Source organism: Streptomyces sp. LaBMicrA B280, from assembly GCF_049222185.1.
Lineage (GTDB): Bacteria > Actinomycetota > Actinomycetes > Streptomycetales > Streptomycetaceae > Streptomyces > Streptomyces murinus.
Window position 1 is genome coordinate 34,842 of the sequence record NZ_JBMJCT010000006.1, and the last position, 15,476, is coordinate 50,317.

Below are 15,476 nucleotides of genomic sequence, written 5' to 3' on the forward strand. Positions count from 1 at the left end.
GCCCCGACCCTAACGCCAGGCCCGGACGACCTGGACAGGTTTTCCGGGGGCGGCCCGAGGCCGAAGACCGCGGAAGGAAGGGGGTGCCAGTCCGGAGGGAGGGCGCGCGGAGGCCGACTCGCACAGGACCGGTGCGCACGGGCCGGTGTGGAGCGGCCGGCATGGGGAGACCGGGTCGCGGGCATGGGCGGCGGCGACCCGGGCATACGGTGACTCTATGGACGACAGCAGCCCCCTTGCCCGGCTGGACCGGCGGGTCACGGGCTGCCGGGCCTGCCCCCGGCTGGTGGAGTGGCGCGAGGAGGTGGCGCGGACCAAGCGCGCCGCTTTCGCGGACTGGACGTACTGGGGCCGCCCGGTACCCGGCTTCGGTCCCGCCGATGCCCGGCTGCTGATCATCGGCCTGGCCCCGGCCGCGCACGGCGGCAACCGCACCGGCCGCATGTTCACCGGCGACCGCTCCGGCGATGTGCTGTACCAGGCGCTGTACGACCTCGGGCTCGCCAACCGGCCCACCTCGGTCCACCTCGACGACGGCCTGGAGCTGCACGGAGTCCGGGTCACCTCCCCGGTGCACTGCGCGCCCCCCGCCAACAAGCCGACCCCCGGTGAGCGCGACACCTGCCGCCCCTGGCTGGTCCAGGAGCTGGGGCTGCTGCGCCCGACGCTGCGGGCCGCGGTGGTCCTCGGCGCCTTCGGCTGGCAGGCGGCGCTGCCCGCGTTCACCGAGGCGGGCTGGACGGTACCCCGCCCCCGCCCGGCCTTCGGCCACGGCACCCGCGTCGCGCTCGACGGCCTGGACCTCTTCGGCTGCTTCCACGTCAGCCAGCGCAACACCTTCACCGGCAAGCTCACGCCGGAGATGCTGCGCGAGGTACTGGGCACGGCGGCGCGAACGGCCGGGCTGCCGGTGTCCTGAACCACTCCGCCACCGGGCGCCACGGTGAGCGCGACCCGGGCTTCAGGGCCGCCAGACGTACCGCACATCCGGCTCCCGCTCCTCGTTGCCGCTGCCGTCCGTGGACTCGGCGACGAGGAAGCCGTGGCGTTCGTAGAAGCGGTGCGCGGGCCTGTTGACCTGGAAGGTCCACAGGGTCAGCCCCTCGGGGCTGCGTTCCTTGGCCAGCGCGACGAACCGGTCCCCGAGGCCCCGCCCCCGCCACTCCGGTTCCAGGTAGAGCTGGGACAGCAACCGGCCGTCGAGCACCATCACCCCGATGATCCGCCCGCCGTCCTCCTCCGCCACCCAGGTCTCCCGCAACGGTACGACGACGTCCCGGAAGTAGTCGCGGACCTCGTCGTCGGTGCGCGGCCGTGCGACGGTGGGCAGGGCGGCGGCGAAGGAACGCAGCCAGACATCGGCGGCGGCCCGCGCGTCGGCCGCCCGCGCCCGCCGGAGGAGGACGCCGGTGCCCGCGTCCCTCCGGTTTGTATCCTCGGCCGCCCCGGCGTCCGGTACCGCCGCCGTCGCCGTGATCTCCACCAGCTGACCGGTGTATCCGAGGCAGGCGACCCCCAGCAGGGTGGAGGAGTGCGGCCCCTTGCTCAGCCCCGAGTCCTCCACGACCTCCCAGACCGCGGACAGCGTCGCGGGTTCGCCGCTCACGACATACACCTCGGTGCTGAGCACATGCGCCAGGTCACTGCCCACAGCGTGGAGTTGCTCCCGCAGGTTGGCGATCACCTGCCGGGCCTGGCGGACCGGATCGCCCGGTCCGACGATCTCACCGCTTTCGTCGAGCGGCACCGATCCGGCGAGGAACGCCAGCTTCGTGCCCGCCTCCACGACGGAGGCATGGGAGTAGGTGGGCGGCGGGAAAAGAGTGGGGACGGTGACGCGCTGGATCACGGAGCTGCTCCTACGACGGTCAGCGGGCAATCTCCCGATCATCGACGCCCACCCGGCGCGCGCGCACCTCAATTTCCGCGCACCACACGGGACTCGGGGACTCGGAGGAAAAGCCACGAGCGAACCCGGTGACCATGACGCAGGCTGACCCCATGTCCCACCCCGACCCGGACGCCCGTACCGGCCCCGACCCCGCCCCCGACGCCGACTTCCTCTCCGCCACCGCCGACCGGCTGGCCGCGCTCCCCACCGTCCGCGCGGTGGCCCTCGGCGGCTCCCGCGCCCAGGGCACCCACCGCCCGGACAGCGACTGGGACCTGGCGGTCTACTACCGCGGCCCCTTCGACCCCGCCGACCTGCGCGCCCTCGGCTGGCCCGGCGAGGTGAGCGAGATCGGCGGCTGGGGCGGCGGCGTCTTCAACGGCGGCGCCTGGCTGACCGTCGACGGACGCCGCGTCGATGTGCACTACCGCGATCTGGACGCCGTGGAACACGAGCTGACCGAGGCGCGGCAGGGACGGTTCCGGGTGGAGCCGCTGCTGTTCCATCTCGCCGGCATCCCCACCTATCTGATCGTCGCCGAGCTCGCCCTCAACCAGGTGCTCCGCGGCGCACTGCCCCGCCCGCTCGGCTATCCGCAGCCGCTGCGCCGTACCGCCGCCGAGCACTGGGGCGGCACCGCCCGCGCCACCCTCGGCTACGCCAGGGCCAACCACGCGCCCCAGGGCCGCCTCACCGAGACCGCCGGTGCCCTCGCCACCGCCGCGGCCCAGGCGGCCCACGCGGTCCTCGCGGCCCGCGGCGAGTGGGTCACCAACGAGAAGCGGCTGCTGGAGCGGGCCGGACTGCGGGAGTTCGACGAGGTGACGGGCCGGCTGCGGGCCACCCCCGACGCCCTGGTCGCGGCGGTCACCAGGGCCGAGGAGATCATCGCCGGGGCACTGCCGCCGACTTGGTGAACAGCACCGTCGTAAACCCGCCGGAGAAAATCCACGCCCTGGCGATGAATTCCGTGTCCGCCGCCGGTCACCACCCCGAACCGACCGTCGGACAGGAGGACCCATGTCGTTACCGGAGATCGTCTCGCGCGAGCAATGGCGCGCCGCGCGTGAGGAGCTGCGGCGCCGGGAGGAGTCGGCCAGACGGGAGCGCGAGGCACTCGGCGCCGAGCGGCGGCGGCTGCCCATGGTCGAGGTCGACCCCGAATACCTCTTCGAGGGCGGCGACGGCAAGGCCACCCTGCTCGACCTCTTCGAGGGACGCTCCCAACTCGTCGTCCACCACTTCATGTTCGCCCCCGAATGGGTGACCGGCTGTCCGTGCTGCGCCGCCTTCCTGGACCAGGTCGGCCACCTCGCCCATCTGCGCGCCCGCAACACCACGTTCGCCGCGGTCTCCCGGGCGCCGTTCACCCGCATCCTGCCCTTCAAGGCGCGGATGGGCTGGACCGTGCCCTGGTACTCCTCGGCACCCGGCGACTTCAACGACGACTTCGAGGCGACCGTGCGGGACGGCGGGAAACCGGTCGAGCGACCGGGCCTGAGCTGCTTCCTGCGCGACCGCGACCGGGTCTTCCACACCTACTCGGTGTACGACGCGGACCTGGACGAACTGGGAACCACCACCGCCCTCCTCGACCTGACCGCCCTCGGCCGCCGCCCCGCCGGCAGCGAGGCGCTCCGTCTGCACGACGAGTACGACTTCTGACCCGGACGGCACCACTTCGTGCCGATCGGTGACCGAATCGTCATGATCTGTGCCGGAATCGTGTCAAGCGTGTCTCAGTCGGGTCACCGAGCGAGGCGTTCGCCCCTCCAGCGCGTTAACTCCCAGCAGGACGACGCTTTGTGGAGGTGCGCGATGGTGAACGGGCGAACAGTGCTCGAACGCTTTCCCGCCGGTGGCCCGCGCGGATCATGGCCCGCGGAGGAGTTCGCGCACGCACGACGGCTGGAGGGCCTGCCCGTGGAGGTCGTCATGGACCTCACGACGGACACGTTCCTGGTGGTCGTGCGGGGGAGCGGGACGATCGAGTGAGGCCCGCGCGACGACGGGTCCTGACCGGTCCTGCCCGAGGGCGGAACCCTACGCGGTGATGGTGCGCGACCAGTCCGGAGTCGTGCCCGTCGCCCGGCACAGCGCCAGATAGAGGGGGATCGGCGGCGTGTACGGCGCCGTGCCCCCGGGCCGGTGGATCAGCCGCGCGGTACCCCTGACCAGGGCACCCGGAGCGTACTGGGCGGGCGCCGGCCACGGCAGGGCGTAGTCCGAGTCCGACGGGACGATCCACCACCAGTAGGCATCGTCGGCGTACACACACCCCAGCCGCGGCAGCCGCGACACGACGAGCGGCCCGAGCCGGTCGGGTACGCCCACGGCGTCACAGCCCAGCGGCACCGTCATGCCCTCCGGCACCTGAAGCCGGTGGAGCGGCTGCCCGGCCGGGCGGCGGCGCTGAAGCCGTACCAACGTGTCCATCCCCATCGCCCGCTCGGACCCGGCGGCCTCGGAACGGACGTCGAGACGCCTGCCGGAACCCCGGGCGTCGTGCCGCCCCCGGCCCGTCGCGCCGGTCACGGCCGCCCCCAGAGCCGCTGCTCGGGCGCTCTGTGCGCACGGCGATCCGATACGCCGTACCGCTCCTGCGCCCCGTGCCACCGGTGATCCGGGACCCGCAGCGGGAGCCGCCCGGCCGCCTCGTACGGAGGATGCTGCGCCGGCACCCGGTGCGCGGGCTGTTCGAGAGTGCCCCAGAGCCGGTCGGTACCCATGTCGCCGTCCCTACCGTGGTCCGGGCCGTGGCCCTTGTCGTGATCCGAACCGAGCCCGGGAGAGGGATCCAGGCCGAGGCCCGGACCACGGCCCGAGCCGTGTCCCATCCCGGGGCCCTCGGCCGGTTCGTCCCCGTCGGAGTCGCCCGGCCGGTCCGGCTTGGGGCGGGCGGCACCCCAGCCCAGGTCGGCGCGCGGCTCGGCACATCCCGGCGGCACCTCGTCCCGGCGAGCCAGCTCCGCCCAGACCAGCAGCCCGGAACCGTGCTCCTGCGCGCCCCAGGACCGGCACAGCGCCTCGACGAGGAGCAACCCCCTCCCGTGCTCCTCGTCGGGGCGCTGCGGGGACGGGTGAGGCTCGCCAGGGGCGCAGCCCTCGTCCCGCACGGCGATACGCACCAGATCGTCACGGTCGTGCAGCTCGCACACGACCCGTGTGCTCGCGGTGTGCACGATCGCGTTGGTGACCAGCTCGGATATGACCAGAGCCGCGCTGTCACAGGTGTCCGCGCACACCGACCAGCCGGTCAGCCGGGCATGCGCCAGGCGCCGTGCCCGGGCTACGGAACCCGGATGAGCGGCCAGCTCGAAGCGGAACCGGCGCTCTACGGCGGCGGCACCCCGAGGGGCCGTCGCCGCTGCGGCGCCGCGACCGGAACGGTCCCCGGCGGCGTCTGTTCCTAAAGGCGCGGACGGAATCACGCCTGCCACTATCGCCCCGCCGCGGACACTTGGCAAGAGTCACTCTGGAAATTGCAGAGTGCGGTGTGACTCGGTCAGGCGCCGTGGCACACTGCTCGCAACAGCACGTCGAGCGGCGCCAATTGGGTCCATCGGAGGTTTGCCCCGATCTCCGAGTGAGTCTTCGAACGGCGCCGCACGGCTGTCAGGGTTCCTTCAGGAGAAGGCTTTCGGTGGAGGTGGGAGCGTGAGCGAACCGCGGTCCGCGCCGACGGTGGGTCAGGTGGTCCTCGGGCGGCGCCTGCTGGACCTGCGGGAACGCGCCGGACTGAAGCGCGAGGACGCCGCCCGGGTACTGCGCGTCGCCCCCGCGACCGTCCGCCGCATGGAGATGGCCGAGGTCGCCCTCAAGATTCCGTACCTCCAACTGCTCCTGAAGACGTACGGCGTCCCCGACGAAGAGGCCGAAGCCTTCGTCCAGCTGGCCGAGGAGGCCAACCGCCCCGGATGGTGGCAGCGTTTCCACGACATCCTGCCGGGCTGGTTCTCCATGTACGTCAGCCTGGAGGGCGCCGCGAGCCTCATCCGCTCCTACGAGCCGCACTTCGTCCCCGGACTCCTCCAGACCGAGGACTACGCGCGCGGAGTGCTCAGGTCCGGGGCGATCGGCGAGACCAGCCCCGACGACATCGAGCGCCATGTCGCGCTGCGCATGCGACGCCAGGAACTCCTCCACCGCCCCGACGCACCCCGCTTCTGGGCCGTGATGGACGAGACCGCCCTGCGCCGCCCCGTCGGCGGCCCCGAGGTGATGCGCGCCCAGCTCGAACGGCTCATCGAGGCCGCGAGCCTGCCGAACGTGACGCTCCAGGTCGCCCCGTTCGAGAACGGCCCGCACCCGGGGACGTACGGGCCCTTCGTGCTGTTCCGATTCGCCATGTCAGAACTTCCGGACATGGTCTACAGCGAGTACCTGACCGGCGCCGTCTACCTCGACGCGCGCTCAGAGGTGGCGACCCACCTCGAGGTCATGGACCGCATGGCGGCGCAGGCCGCCACGGCACAACGCACGAAAGAGATCCTCCGGGATCTCTGCAAGGAGCTGTGAATGAAACACATCAAGCCGCGCGCCCGCGTCTACAACGGCATGCCCGCACGGGAACTGGGCAGCGAGGGCTGGCACAAGCCCTGGAGCGGCGGCAACGGCGGCAACTGCCTGGAAGCGATGAAACTGGCCGACGGCCGAATCGCCGTACGCCAGTCCACCGACCCCGACGGACCGGCCCTGATCTACACCACGGACGAGATGACCGCCTTCATAGAAGGAGCCAAGGCGGGGGAGGCCGACTTCCTGCTCTCCTGACACGTGTCGCCTGTGTTGCTACTTGCTCGACTTCTCGCATTGACAACAGACTTGACTACCCATCACCACAGACGCTTACGGAGTGCCGCATGAGCGGGCAGGACCCGACGGCCGTAGAGATCGACACCAGCAAACCGCATCCCGCACGGATGTACGACTGGTACCTCGGCGGCAAGGACAACTACCCCGTCGACGAGGAAATGGGCCGCCAGATGCTGGCGCTCGAACCCCGCGTCCCGGTCATGGCCCGGGTCAACCGCGCCTTCATGCACCGCGCCACGAGGTGGCTGGCCCAGCAGGGCGTACGGCAGTTCCTCGACATCGGCACCGGCATACCGACCGAGCCGAACCTGCACCAGGTCGCCCAGGAGGTGGCGCCCGACGCCCGGGTCGTCTACTGCGACAACGACCCGATCGTCCTCGCCCACGCGGCCGCCCTGCTGCGCAGCACGCCCCAGGGAGCCACCGAATACCTCCAGGCCGATGTCCGCGACCCGGACGCGATCATCGCCGGCGCCCGCGAGATCCTCGACCTGAAGCAGCCGGTCGCCCTCTCCATGATCGCCCTGCTGCACTTCATCACGGACGCCGACGGCGCCCACGAACTCGTCCGCCGACTGCTGTCCGAACTGCCCACCGGCAGCTACCTGATGATGACCCACGCCACCTCGGACTTCACCCCCGAGGACTCCGTCACCGCCACCGACAAGCTCAAGGGCGCCGGCATCACCATCGCCCTGCGCTCCCGCGAGGAGTTCACCCGCTTCTTCGACGGCCTCGAACTCGTCGACCCCGGCGTCGAGATCGTCCACAAGTGGCACCCGGAACTCGGCGAACCGGTGCCCGGCCAGGACGACGGAGTGATCCCCGGGTACGGCGCGGTCGCCCGCAAGCGGTAAACGGCGAGCGGCAGGTCGTGAGCAAGTAGGCCGCAACCACGGCGAGGGTGGCGTACGTCCACGGACGGGACGCCACCCCCGCCCACCTCGGCGCCGGCCCCTCACACCCGCATCGGCCTGTCCCCGGGCGAGATCGGCGCGGGCAACTGCGAACTGCCCGTCAGATACCGGTCGACGGCCGCCGCCACCGCCCGCCCCTCCGCGATCGCCCAGACGATCAACGACTGCCCACGCGCCGCGTCCCCGGCCGCGAACACCCCCGGAACATTGGTCGCGAAACCGACGTCCCGGGCGATCGTGCCCCGCTCGTCAAGCACCAGCCCCAACTGCTCGACCAGCCCGTCCTCCCGGTCCGGCCCCGAGAACCCCAGCGCCAGCAACACCATGTCCGCCGGGATCGTCCGCTCCGTCCCCCGCATCGGCTGCCGCCGCTCGTCCACCTCCACCAGCTCGAGCGCCCGCACATGCCCGCCCTCGTCCCCGGAGAAACGCAGCGTCGACGCCGCGAACACCCGCGCGTCCGCGTGCGCCGCCGGCGCCGTCCGCAACTCACCCGCCTCCTCGTGCGCGGGCGACAACCGGTAGATCTTCGGATACGTCGGCCACGGCTCCGCGTACTCGTCGCGCGCCACCTCCGGCTGCGCGTAGATGTCCAGCTGGGTCACCGACGCGGCACCCTCCCGCACCGCCGTCCCCAGACAGTCCGCCCCCGTGTCCCCGCCCCCGACGATCACCACATGCCGGCCCGCCGCCGACAACGGCGAAACCGCCAGATCCCCCTCACCCACCCGGTTGGAGAGCGGCAGATACCGCATCGCCTGATGTATCCCCTCCAACTCCCGGCCCGGCACCGGAAGTTCCCGCCACGCCGTGGCACCCGTCGCGAGCACCACCGCGTCGAAGCGCGTCCGCAGCTCCGCCGCGTCGACATCCCGGCCCACCGACGTCGATGTACGAAACCTTGTCCCCTCGGCCCGCATCTGCCCCAGCCGCCGCTCCAGATGCCGCCGCTCCATCTTGAACGAGGGGATCCCGTACCGCATCAACCCACCGATACGGTCGTCCTTCTCATACACCGCGACCGTGTGCCCGGCCCGCGTCAACTGCTGCGCGGCCGCGAGCCCCGTCGGCCCCGAACCGATCACCGCGACCGTCTTCCCCGACAACCGCTCCGGCGGCCGGGCCGGCACGAACCCCTCCTCCCAGGCCCGGTCGGCGATCGCACACTCGACGTTCTTGATGGTGACGGCCGGTTGATTGATCGCCAGCACACACCCCGTCTCACAGGGTGCGGGACACAACCGCCCGGTGAACTCAGGGAAGTTGTTCGTCGCGTGCAACCGATCGCTCGCCGCCCGCCAGTCCTCCCGCGCCACCAGGTCATTCCACTCCGGGATGAGATTCCCCAGCGGACAGGCCTCATGACAGAACGGGACACCGCAGTCCATGCACCGGTCCGCCTGCTTGCTGATGATCGGCAGCAGCGCCCCCGGCACATACACCTCGTCCCAGTCCCGCACCCGCTCCTCGACGGGCCGCCGCGCCCACTCCTGACGCGGAGTGGTCATGAACCCCTTGGGATCGGCCATGATCATCTTCCTCGCCTACGGCCCCCCGGCACCGGCCACCCGACCGGCCATACGCCACCGGACAGCACGTATCGGCATCCTTCCGGCCACGATACGTCCGTGACGGGGCCGGCGCAGGGCGGGCGACGGCGAGGGTGATGGAGCGACGGCGACGGCGAGGGTGATGGAGGTGGGGGAGTGGGAGGAGGGGAGGAGGACGGAGGAGGGGAGGAGGACGGAGGAGGGGAGGGAGGCCGGAGGGGGGAGGAGGACGGAGGAGGGGAGGGAGGCCGGAGGGGGGAGAGGAGGGTGGGGCTTACGGTCCGTAGTCGAGGACGCCCGCCCCCTCCTTACCCTCAGCCAGCATCCTCTTCCCCGGACCCCTGCCACGCCCGCAGCACACCCTCCACGGCAGGAGCGATCCGGCGCCGTGCCTCATACCGTGACACCCCGCTCATCAGCAGCTGGTCGTACGGCGTGTCCACATGCCGTACGCCCGCCACCACCGCCGAGATCACCGCCCCCTCGGACAACGCCCGCCCCGCCGCACTGCGCCCCACCCGCCCACTGCCCCGCACAGAGGCATGCGCCGCGATCGCCCGCGCCCGCTCCGCCGGACACCCCGGGAACAACCTGAGGATCTCCGCCGCGAACGCCGCCGCGAACCGCTCGTCCTCCACCCCCCTGCGCCGCGCGTCCCGCGCCCGCCGCCGACGCCGAGCCTCCGCATCCGCCAGACAGCGCTCCTCGGCACGGACCAGCGCCGCCTCCTCCACGAGCACACCCTGCCGCTCGTACCGGCCCTTGCGCCGGTTGAACCGCACCACCACCGCCGACAACCCGCTCTCCTCCCGCGACCTGCGGGTCAGCGCCGTGTCACCACGCGGCAGAAGGACCAGGTGGCCGAGATCCGCGCAGTTCAGGCAGCGGGGGACACCGTTCTCCAGGACCAGCAGGGACAGCGGCCCGCGTCGGCAGGCGGAGCAGCGCTGGTGCCTGAGGGGCTGGATGACGACAAGGCCGTGCGGGGGGTGGGGAGTTGAGGGGGTTCCCATGGTTTGTTTCTTCCCCGGTGGTGGGGGTGGCTTGCGTTTGGGGTTGTCGTACTTCGTGAGTGGGCTTCTTTTCTCGCCTCTAGGGGGCCCTCCCCCCCCCGCCCCCTCCCCTCCACCCCTCGCCCCCCACCCCACCCCCCGAACACACCCGGCATCATGGCCCTGTGCGACTCGAAGCGATCACCTGGGACCGGCTCGCCGAACTGCTCGCCGACCGGCTGGCCGGGCTGGAGCCGGCCGACGGTGGCGCGTGGCTGCGCGTCGCCTTCGACGGGGCCCCGGCCGCCCGCCCCGGGGACCTGGCCGAGCGGGTCGGTGAGGCGCTCCGGGTGCGTGGCCGGCCCTCGCTCGTCGTCGGGGCGGAGGGCTTTCTGCGCCCCGCCTCACTGCGCCTGGAGCACGGGCGACGCGACGCGGAGTCGTACTACGGCGGCTGGCTCGACACCGGCGCCCTGTGGCGGGAGGTGTTCGGGCCGCTCGACCCCGGCGGCAGCGGGCGCGTCCTGCCCGACCTGTGGGACCCGGCCACCGACCGTGCCACCCGCAGCCCTTATGTTCAACTCCCGCCCGGTGGCGTCCTGTTGCTCCATGGCCCCCTTCTGCTGCGCCACTGGTTCCCGTTCGACCTGACCGTCCATGTCCTCCTGTCCCCGGCGGCTCTGCGCCGCCGTACTCCCGAAACCGACCACTGGACGCTCCCCGCCTTCGAGCGCTACGAGTCGGAGACCGACCCGGCGGCCACGGCGGACGTCCTCGTCCGCGCCGATGATCCACGCCACCCCGCCTGGCGCGGCTGACCCGAGGGGCGTCGCACCGGACCTTCCGTGCCGCCGCGCCGCCCGTGCCGGACCACCGGCATCCGTTCGTCGCCCGGCGTGCCCGCCGGTCCGGGGCCGGCCGTCGCGGCTCAGAGCCAGCCGTTGCGGCGGAAGCCCCGGTACAGCGCCAGGCAGGCCGCCGCCATCATCGCCATGGCCAGTGGGTAGCCGAACCGCCAGTGCAACTCAGGCATGTGGTCGAAGTTCATGCCGTACACCCCGCACACCATGGTCGGTACGGCGATCACGGCCGCCCATGCCGTGATCTTCCGCATGTCCTCGTTCTGCGCGACCGTCACCTGTGCGAGGTGCGCCTGGAGGATGGAGTTGAGCAGTTCGTCGAAGGCGGCTATCTGTTCCTTGGCCCGGGTCAAGTGGTCGAGGACATCCCGGAAGTACGCCTGTATGTCGGGGGCGATGACCCGCAGGGGCCGGGTGGCCAGGTCCTCCACGGGGCGGGCCAGCGGTATCACCGCCCGCTTCAGCTCCAGCAGTTCGCGCTTCATCTGGTAGATCCGTCCCGGGTCGAGCCGCGCGCCCCCTTCCGAGAACACCTCCGTCTCCACTTGGTCGATGTCGGCCTGCACAGCGTCCGTCACGCTGAGGTAGCCGTCGACCACATGGTCCGCGAGGGCGTGCAGCACCGCGGCCGGGCCCTTGGAGAGCTGGTGCGGGTGGGCTTCCAACTCCTCGCGCAGCGGCCCGAGCGAGCCGTGCCGGCCGTGCCGCACCGTGATGACGAAGTCCTCGCCGACGAAGGCCATGATCTCGCCGGTGTTCACCACCTCGCTGGTCGCCGTCAGCCGTTCGTGCTCGACGTAGCAGACGGTCTTGAACACCGCGAACAGGGTGTTGCCGTAGTGCTCCAGCTTCGGCCGCTGATGGGCCTCGACGGCATCCTCCACCGCGAGCGGATGCAGGTCGAACAGTTCGGCGACGCCCGCGAACTCGCGGTCCGTCGGCTCGTGCAGCCCCAGCCAGACGAAGCCCTCGCCGGTCTTGCGGACCATCCGAACCGATTCCAGCAGATCGGTGCACTGCGGGACCCGTATGCCGTCCTGGTACGTCACGCAGTTGACCACGGAGGAGCCCAGAGGCGAGCGGGCGGGGTGGCTCAGATCCACGCGCGGCCGCCGCCGGGCCAGCTGCGCGACCTTGCGCAGGCCGCCGGCCGTGCCCAGCTTCGTGACCTTCCGCAGATTCCCTGCCATGGACATCTGGATCTCCTCGCGTGGATCCTCCCCGTGCGACGCTTTCGCGCCCTGGCCCGAAAGTGTGCCAGTCCTGAGCAAAGAGCGGGCAAGCCTGTGGGAACAGGGAGTTCCGCTTTGTTCCCGCCTGTGGAAAACCTCCGCCCGTTCGCGAGGAGCCGGTCGGCCGCCGCCGACGGACCGATCACCCGCGCCCGAGGAGCCGAACCCTCGGACCAGCCCGCCACCTGGGATGATGCGCGGCATGACAGCATCCGACGGGTATCTCCTGGACAACCAGCAGCGTGAGGCGGGGGAGCGCTTCGACGCATTCGCCACCCTGTTCGACCCCACGACGTTCCGGCACATCGAGGCCCTCGGTATCGAGCCGGGCTGGCGCTGCTGGGAGGTCGGGGCGGGCGGCACCTCCGTGGTGTCCTGGCTCGCGCGGAAGGTGGGGCCGGACGGCGCGGTCGTCGCCACCGACATCGACACCTCGAGGCTGACTCCCGTGGACCACTCGCCGGTGGAGATCCGCACCCACGACGTGGGCACCGAGGAACCGCCGGGGGAGGGCTTCGACCTGGTCCACGCCCGGCTCGTCCTCGTCCATGTCCCGGACCGCGCACGCGCGTTGAGTTCCATGATCAAGGCGCTGAAGCCCGGCGGTCGACTGCTGATCGAGGACGCCGACCCCGCCCTCCAGCCGCTGACCTGCCCCGATGAGCACGGCCCCGAACAGCGGCTCGCCAACCGGCTCCGCCAGGGCTTCCGCAGCCTGCTCGCCGAACGGGGCGCCGACCTCTCCTACGGCCGCCGACTGCCGCGCCTGCTCCGCGAGGCCGGACTGCACGAGGTCGAGGCCGACGGCTTCTTCCCCATGACCTCGCCCGCCTGCACCGCCCTGGAAGCCGCGACGGTCCGCCAGATCCGCGGCCGGCTCCTCGACGCGGGCCTGGCCACCGACGAGGAGATCGACCAGCACCTCGCCAATATCGAGACCGGCGACATGGACCTGACCACGGCACCGATGATCTCGGCGTGGGGCCGCAAGATGTAACCCAGCCCGCACGGCATACCCAGCCCGCCAGGCATAACTCAGCCCGCCAGGCGCAACCCGGGCCGCATGGCGTATCCCCCGGTCACGAGGCGCGGCACCTTCGGCGCGGCGGCCGGTCCGACCTCTGACGCGGGCGGCCCGCCCTCGCCCGCGTCGATCGACGCCGAGTCGAATCCCCCTGTCCGGCGGCTCTCTCGGTCGTCCCGTCCCACGTCCCTCAGCCGCCCACCCGCGCCCCACTCTCCTCGGTCGCCTCGCCCCGGTGCGGTGGTCTGCCGCCGACCCGGCTCACCGCCCGCGCGCCCGCCCGGCACCCCCGTGCCGCCGCCTCCCGCGGGTCCGCGCCCGGCACCCCCGTGCCGCCGCCTCCCGCGGGTCCGCGCCCGCGAGGAGGGCGGCGAGGAAGGCCCCGGTGAAGGCGTCACCGGCGCCCGTGGTGTCCCGCGCGTTCGCCGGTACGGCCGGGACCCGCACCGGCGCACCCCCGGAGCGGGACACCAGCGCCCCGTCCGCCCCCGCCTTGACCACCACCAACGGGACGGCACGGCTCAACTCGGCCGCCGCGTCGGCCGGTTCCGGCAGCCCCGTCAGCAGAGCCGCCTCGTCCAGGCTGGGCAGCAGCGCGTCCAGCCCTTTGGCGAAGGCGAGAAACCGGCCGACCCCCAGCTCCGCCAGAAAGCCCGCCGACGCCGGATCCATGCTGACCGGCACGCCTCGCGTCCGGGCGGCATCGAGCGCGGTTCCCGCGAGCGCACGGCTCGACTCCGTGAAGAGCAGATAACCCGACAGATGCAGCCAGGCGACCCCGTCCAGCAAGGCGTCCGACCAGTCCGCGGGCTCCAGCCGCAACGACGCCCCGCTGTCCGTGAGGAACGTACGTTCAGCCGCCGCGCCCGCGTCGACCAGGCACACCACCGTCCCGGTCGCCGCCTGCGGATCGGTCACCAGGAGCGGCCGTACCCCGGACGCGACCAGCTCGCGTTCGTGCCACACCGCCGCGTCCGCGCCGACCCGGCCGAGCAGCCGTACGTCCGTACAGCCCGAATGGGCCGCCCAGCAGGCCACGTTGGCGCCCGCGCCGCCCGGCAGCGTCCGGATCACCGCGGCCGTGTCCGTGCCGGTCGCGAGCGGTCCCCGGTGCCGGGCGACCACATCGGTGACGACATCGCCGACGACCAGCAGCGCACCCGTGCGGCCCCCGGTCACCCCCGCGCCCACGCCGTGGCGATCCGCGCCCCCAGCCGCACATTGCCGCGCACCGCCGCCAGGTTGGCGCGCAGCGACGCGCCGTCCGTGTGCCGTACCAGGTAGTCGAGGAGGAACGGGGTCACCGCCTGGCCGGTGACGCCCCGCTCCGCACAGGCGGCGAGCGCCTCGTCGAGCACGCGCGCGTGCAGCTCGGGGTCGAGCTGTTCCGCCTCCGGCACCGGATTGGCGACGATCAGCGCCGACTCCGCCACGCCCAGCCCGTCCTGGGCACGCATCACCTCCGCGACCTCCTCGGGGGCGTTCAGCGTCCAGTCGACCGGATGCCCCGAGTCGGAGAGGTAGAAGCCGGGGAACCGGTCCGTGCGGTACCCGGCGACGGCCACGCCCAGCGTCTCCAGCCGCTGCAGGGTCGCGGCGACGTCCAGGATCGACTTCACGCCCGCGCACACCACCGTGATCCCGGTCCGTGCCAGCAGCCCCAGGTCGGCCGACTCGTCCTGAGTCACCGTCCACTCCCGGTGCACCCCGCCCAGTCCGCCGGTGGCGAAGACCCGGATGCCCGCCAGCGCGGCCAGCCGCGCGGTCGCCGACACCGTGGTCGCCCCGCTCGCCCGCGCCGCCACGGCGAACGGCAGGTCGCGATGGCCCAGCTTGCGGATGCCCCCGTCATGGGCGACCCGCTCCAGCTGCTCCTTGTCCAGGCCGATCAGCGGCCGACCGTCGAGCACGGCGACGGTCGCCGGTACCGCGCCCTCGCCGCGTACCGCGTCCTCCAGCTCCAGGGCCACCCGCAGATTGCGCGGACGGGGCAGACCATGGGCGATGATCGTGGACTCCAAGGCCACCACCGGCCGCCGCGCCTCGATCGCCTCCCGGACCTCTTCCGACACCACCAGCACCATGTGCCCGCCTCCTGTCCGCCGGTCCCTGCCGGTATCTCTGGCGGGCACCGGCCACGGCTAAACGCCGAGGAGCCCGGGGCCGGGCGCGAAGCGGCCGTACCTGGCCGAACG

At 72.3% G+C, this 15,476-nt stretch carries 15 protein-coding genes and 3 pseudogenes; 9 read left to right on the plus strand and 9 right to left on the minus strand.

The features are described from left to right. Nucleotides 1-217: 217 nt before the first annotated feature. The gene (locus ACLF5H_RS05725; protein ID WP_421674971.1) at nt 218-919 is read left to right on the plus strand and encodes a uracil-DNA glycosylase; all 702 of its coding nucleotides are present in this window, start codon (nt 218-220) and stop codon (nt 917-919) included. Nucleotides 920-961: 42 nt separating this feature from the next. On the opposite strand, the gene ACLF5H_RS05730 is transcribed toward ACLF5H_RS05725, so the two are convergent. Both ACLF5H_RS05730 and ACLF5H_RS05735 read right to left on the minus strand, forming a co-directional pair. Beyond that, the gene (locus ACLF5H_RS05730; protein ID WP_421675119.1) at nt 962-1,351 is read right to left on the minus strand and encodes a GNAT family N-acetyltransferase; all 390 of its coding nucleotides are present in this window, start codon (nt 1,349-1,351) and stop codon (nt 962-964) included. A 165-nt stretch (nt 1,352-1,516) separates the two neighbouring features. Beyond that, nucleotides 1,517-1,891: pseudogene (locus tag ACLF5H_RS05735) on the minus strand (RidA family protein); the annotation flags it as partial. A 110-nt stretch (nt 1,892-2,001) separates the two neighbouring features. Between ACLF5H_RS05735 and ACLF5H_RS05740 the strand changes: the two are divergent. The 3 genes from ACLF5H_RS05740 (at nt 2,002) to ACLF5H_RS05750 (ending at nt 3,886) form a co-directional block, all read left to right on the plus strand. After that, complete coding sequence (locus ACLF5H_RS05740) at nt 2,002-2,808, plus strand: nucleotidyltransferase domain-containing protein (protein ID WP_421674972.1); 807 nt, start codon at nt 2,002-2,004, stop codon at nt 2,806-2,808. A gap of 103 nt (nt 2,809-2,911) precedes the next feature. Next, on the plus strand, nt 2,912-3,556 hold the full coding sequence (locus ACLF5H_RS05745; protein WP_421674973.1) for a DUF899 family protein: 645 nt from the start codon (nt 2,912-2,914) through the stop codon (nt 3,554-3,556). Between the two features lie 153 nt (nt 3,557-3,709). Continuing rightward, nucleotides 3,710-3,886 carry a hypothetical protein gene (locus tag ACLF5H_RS05750; RefSeq protein WP_421674974.1) on the plus strand — a complete coding sequence of 59 codons (177 nt, stop codon included), beginning with the start codon at nt 3,710-3,712 and terminating at the stop codon, nt 3,884-3,886. A gap of 48 nt (nt 3,887-3,934) precedes the next feature. Here ACLF5H_RS05750 and ACLF5H_RS05755 read toward each other — a convergent pair whose 3' ends face one another. Next, on the minus strand, nt 3,935-4,333 hold the full coding sequence (locus tag ACLF5H_RS05755) for a hypothetical protein (protein WP_421675120.1): 399 nt from the start codon (nt 4,331-4,333) through the stop codon (nt 3,935-3,937). A gap of 404 nt (nt 4,334-4,737) precedes the next feature. Beyond that, nucleotides 4,738-5,331 (minus strand): annotated as a pseudogene (locus ACLF5H_RS05760) (ATP-binding protein); the annotation flags it as partial. Between the two features lie 217 nt (nt 5,332-5,548). Between ACLF5H_RS05760 and ACLF5H_RS05765 the strand changes: the two are divergent. From ACLF5H_RS05765 to ACLF5H_RS05775, 3 genes are all read left to right on the plus strand, one after another. Continuing rightward, nucleotides 5,549-6,409, plus strand: coding sequence for a helix-turn-helix domain-containing protein (locus ACLF5H_RS05765; protein WP_085564210.1), 861 nt, complete (start codon nt 5,549-5,551; stop codon nt 6,407-6,409). Beyond that, nucleotides 6,410-6,664 (plus strand): DUF397 domain-containing protein, encoded by a 255-nt coding sequence (locus tag ACLF5H_RS05770; RefSeq protein WP_037653243.1) that lies wholly within the window; start codon nt 6,410-6,412, stop codon nt 6,662-6,664. An 89-nt stretch (nt 6,665-6,753) separates the two neighbouring features. Further along, nucleotides 6,754-7,563: an SAM-dependent methyltransferase gene (locus tag ACLF5H_RS05775; protein ID WP_421674975.1), complete on the plus strand. Its 810-nt coding sequence runs from the start codon at nt 6,754-6,756 to the stop codon at nt 7,561-7,563. 101 nt (nt 7,564-7,664) lie between these two features. On the opposite strand, the gene ACLF5H_RS05780 is transcribed toward ACLF5H_RS05775, so the two are convergent. Then, nucleotides 7,665-9,152 carry a glutamate synthase subunit beta gene (locus ACLF5H_RS05780; protein WP_421674976.1) on the minus strand — a complete coding sequence of 496 codons (1,488 nt, stop codon included), beginning with the start codon at nt 9,150-9,152 and terminating at the stop codon, nt 7,665-7,667. Between the two features lie 335 nt (nt 9,153-9,487). Beyond that, nucleotides 9,488-10,186 (minus strand): DUF2293 domain-containing protein, encoded by a 699-nt coding sequence (locus tag ACLF5H_RS05785; protein ID WP_421674977.1) that lies wholly within the window; start codon nt 10,184-10,186, stop codon nt 9,488-9,490. Between the two features lie 164 nt (nt 10,187-10,350). On the opposite strand from ACLF5H_RS05785, the gene ACLF5H_RS05790 reads away from it, so the two are divergent. After that, nucleotides 10,351-10,983 carry a uridine kinase gene (locus ACLF5H_RS05790; protein WP_232985799.1) on the plus strand — a complete coding sequence of 211 codons (633 nt, stop codon included), beginning with the start codon at nt 10,351-10,353 and terminating at the stop codon, nt 10,981-10,983. 110 nt (nt 10,984-11,093) lie between these two features. On the opposite strand, the gene ACLF5H_RS05795 is transcribed toward ACLF5H_RS05790, so the two are convergent. Then, nucleotides 11,094-12,221, minus strand: a complete 1,128-nt coding sequence (locus ACLF5H_RS05795; RefSeq protein ID WP_421674978.1) for a magnesium and cobalt transport protein CorA — start codon at nt 12,219-12,221, stop codon at nt 11,094-11,096. 238 nt (nt 12,222-12,459) lie between these two features. On the opposite strand from ACLF5H_RS05795, the gene ACLF5H_RS05800 reads away from it, so the two are divergent. Beyond that, nucleotides 12,460-13,254, plus strand: coding sequence for a methyltransferase domain-containing protein (locus ACLF5H_RS05800; RefSeq protein WP_421674979.1), 795 nt, complete (start codon nt 12,460-12,462; stop codon nt 13,252-13,254). 217 nt (nt 13,255-13,471) lie between these two features. Here the strand turns inward: ACLF5H_RS05800 and ACLF5H_RS05805 are convergent. Next, nucleotides 13,472-14,472, minus strand: a pseudogene (locus ACLF5H_RS05805) (carbohydrate kinase family protein). Further along, on the minus strand, nt 14,457-15,365 hold the full coding sequence (locus ACLF5H_RS05810) for a pseudouridine-5'-phosphate glycosidase (RefSeq protein ID WP_421674980.1): 909 nt from the start codon (nt 15,363-15,365) through the stop codon (nt 14,457-14,459). Before ACLF5H_RS05810 ends, ACLF5H_RS05805 begins: the two are co-directional and overlap by 16 nt. Nucleotides 15,366-15,476: the final 111 nt, after the last annotated feature.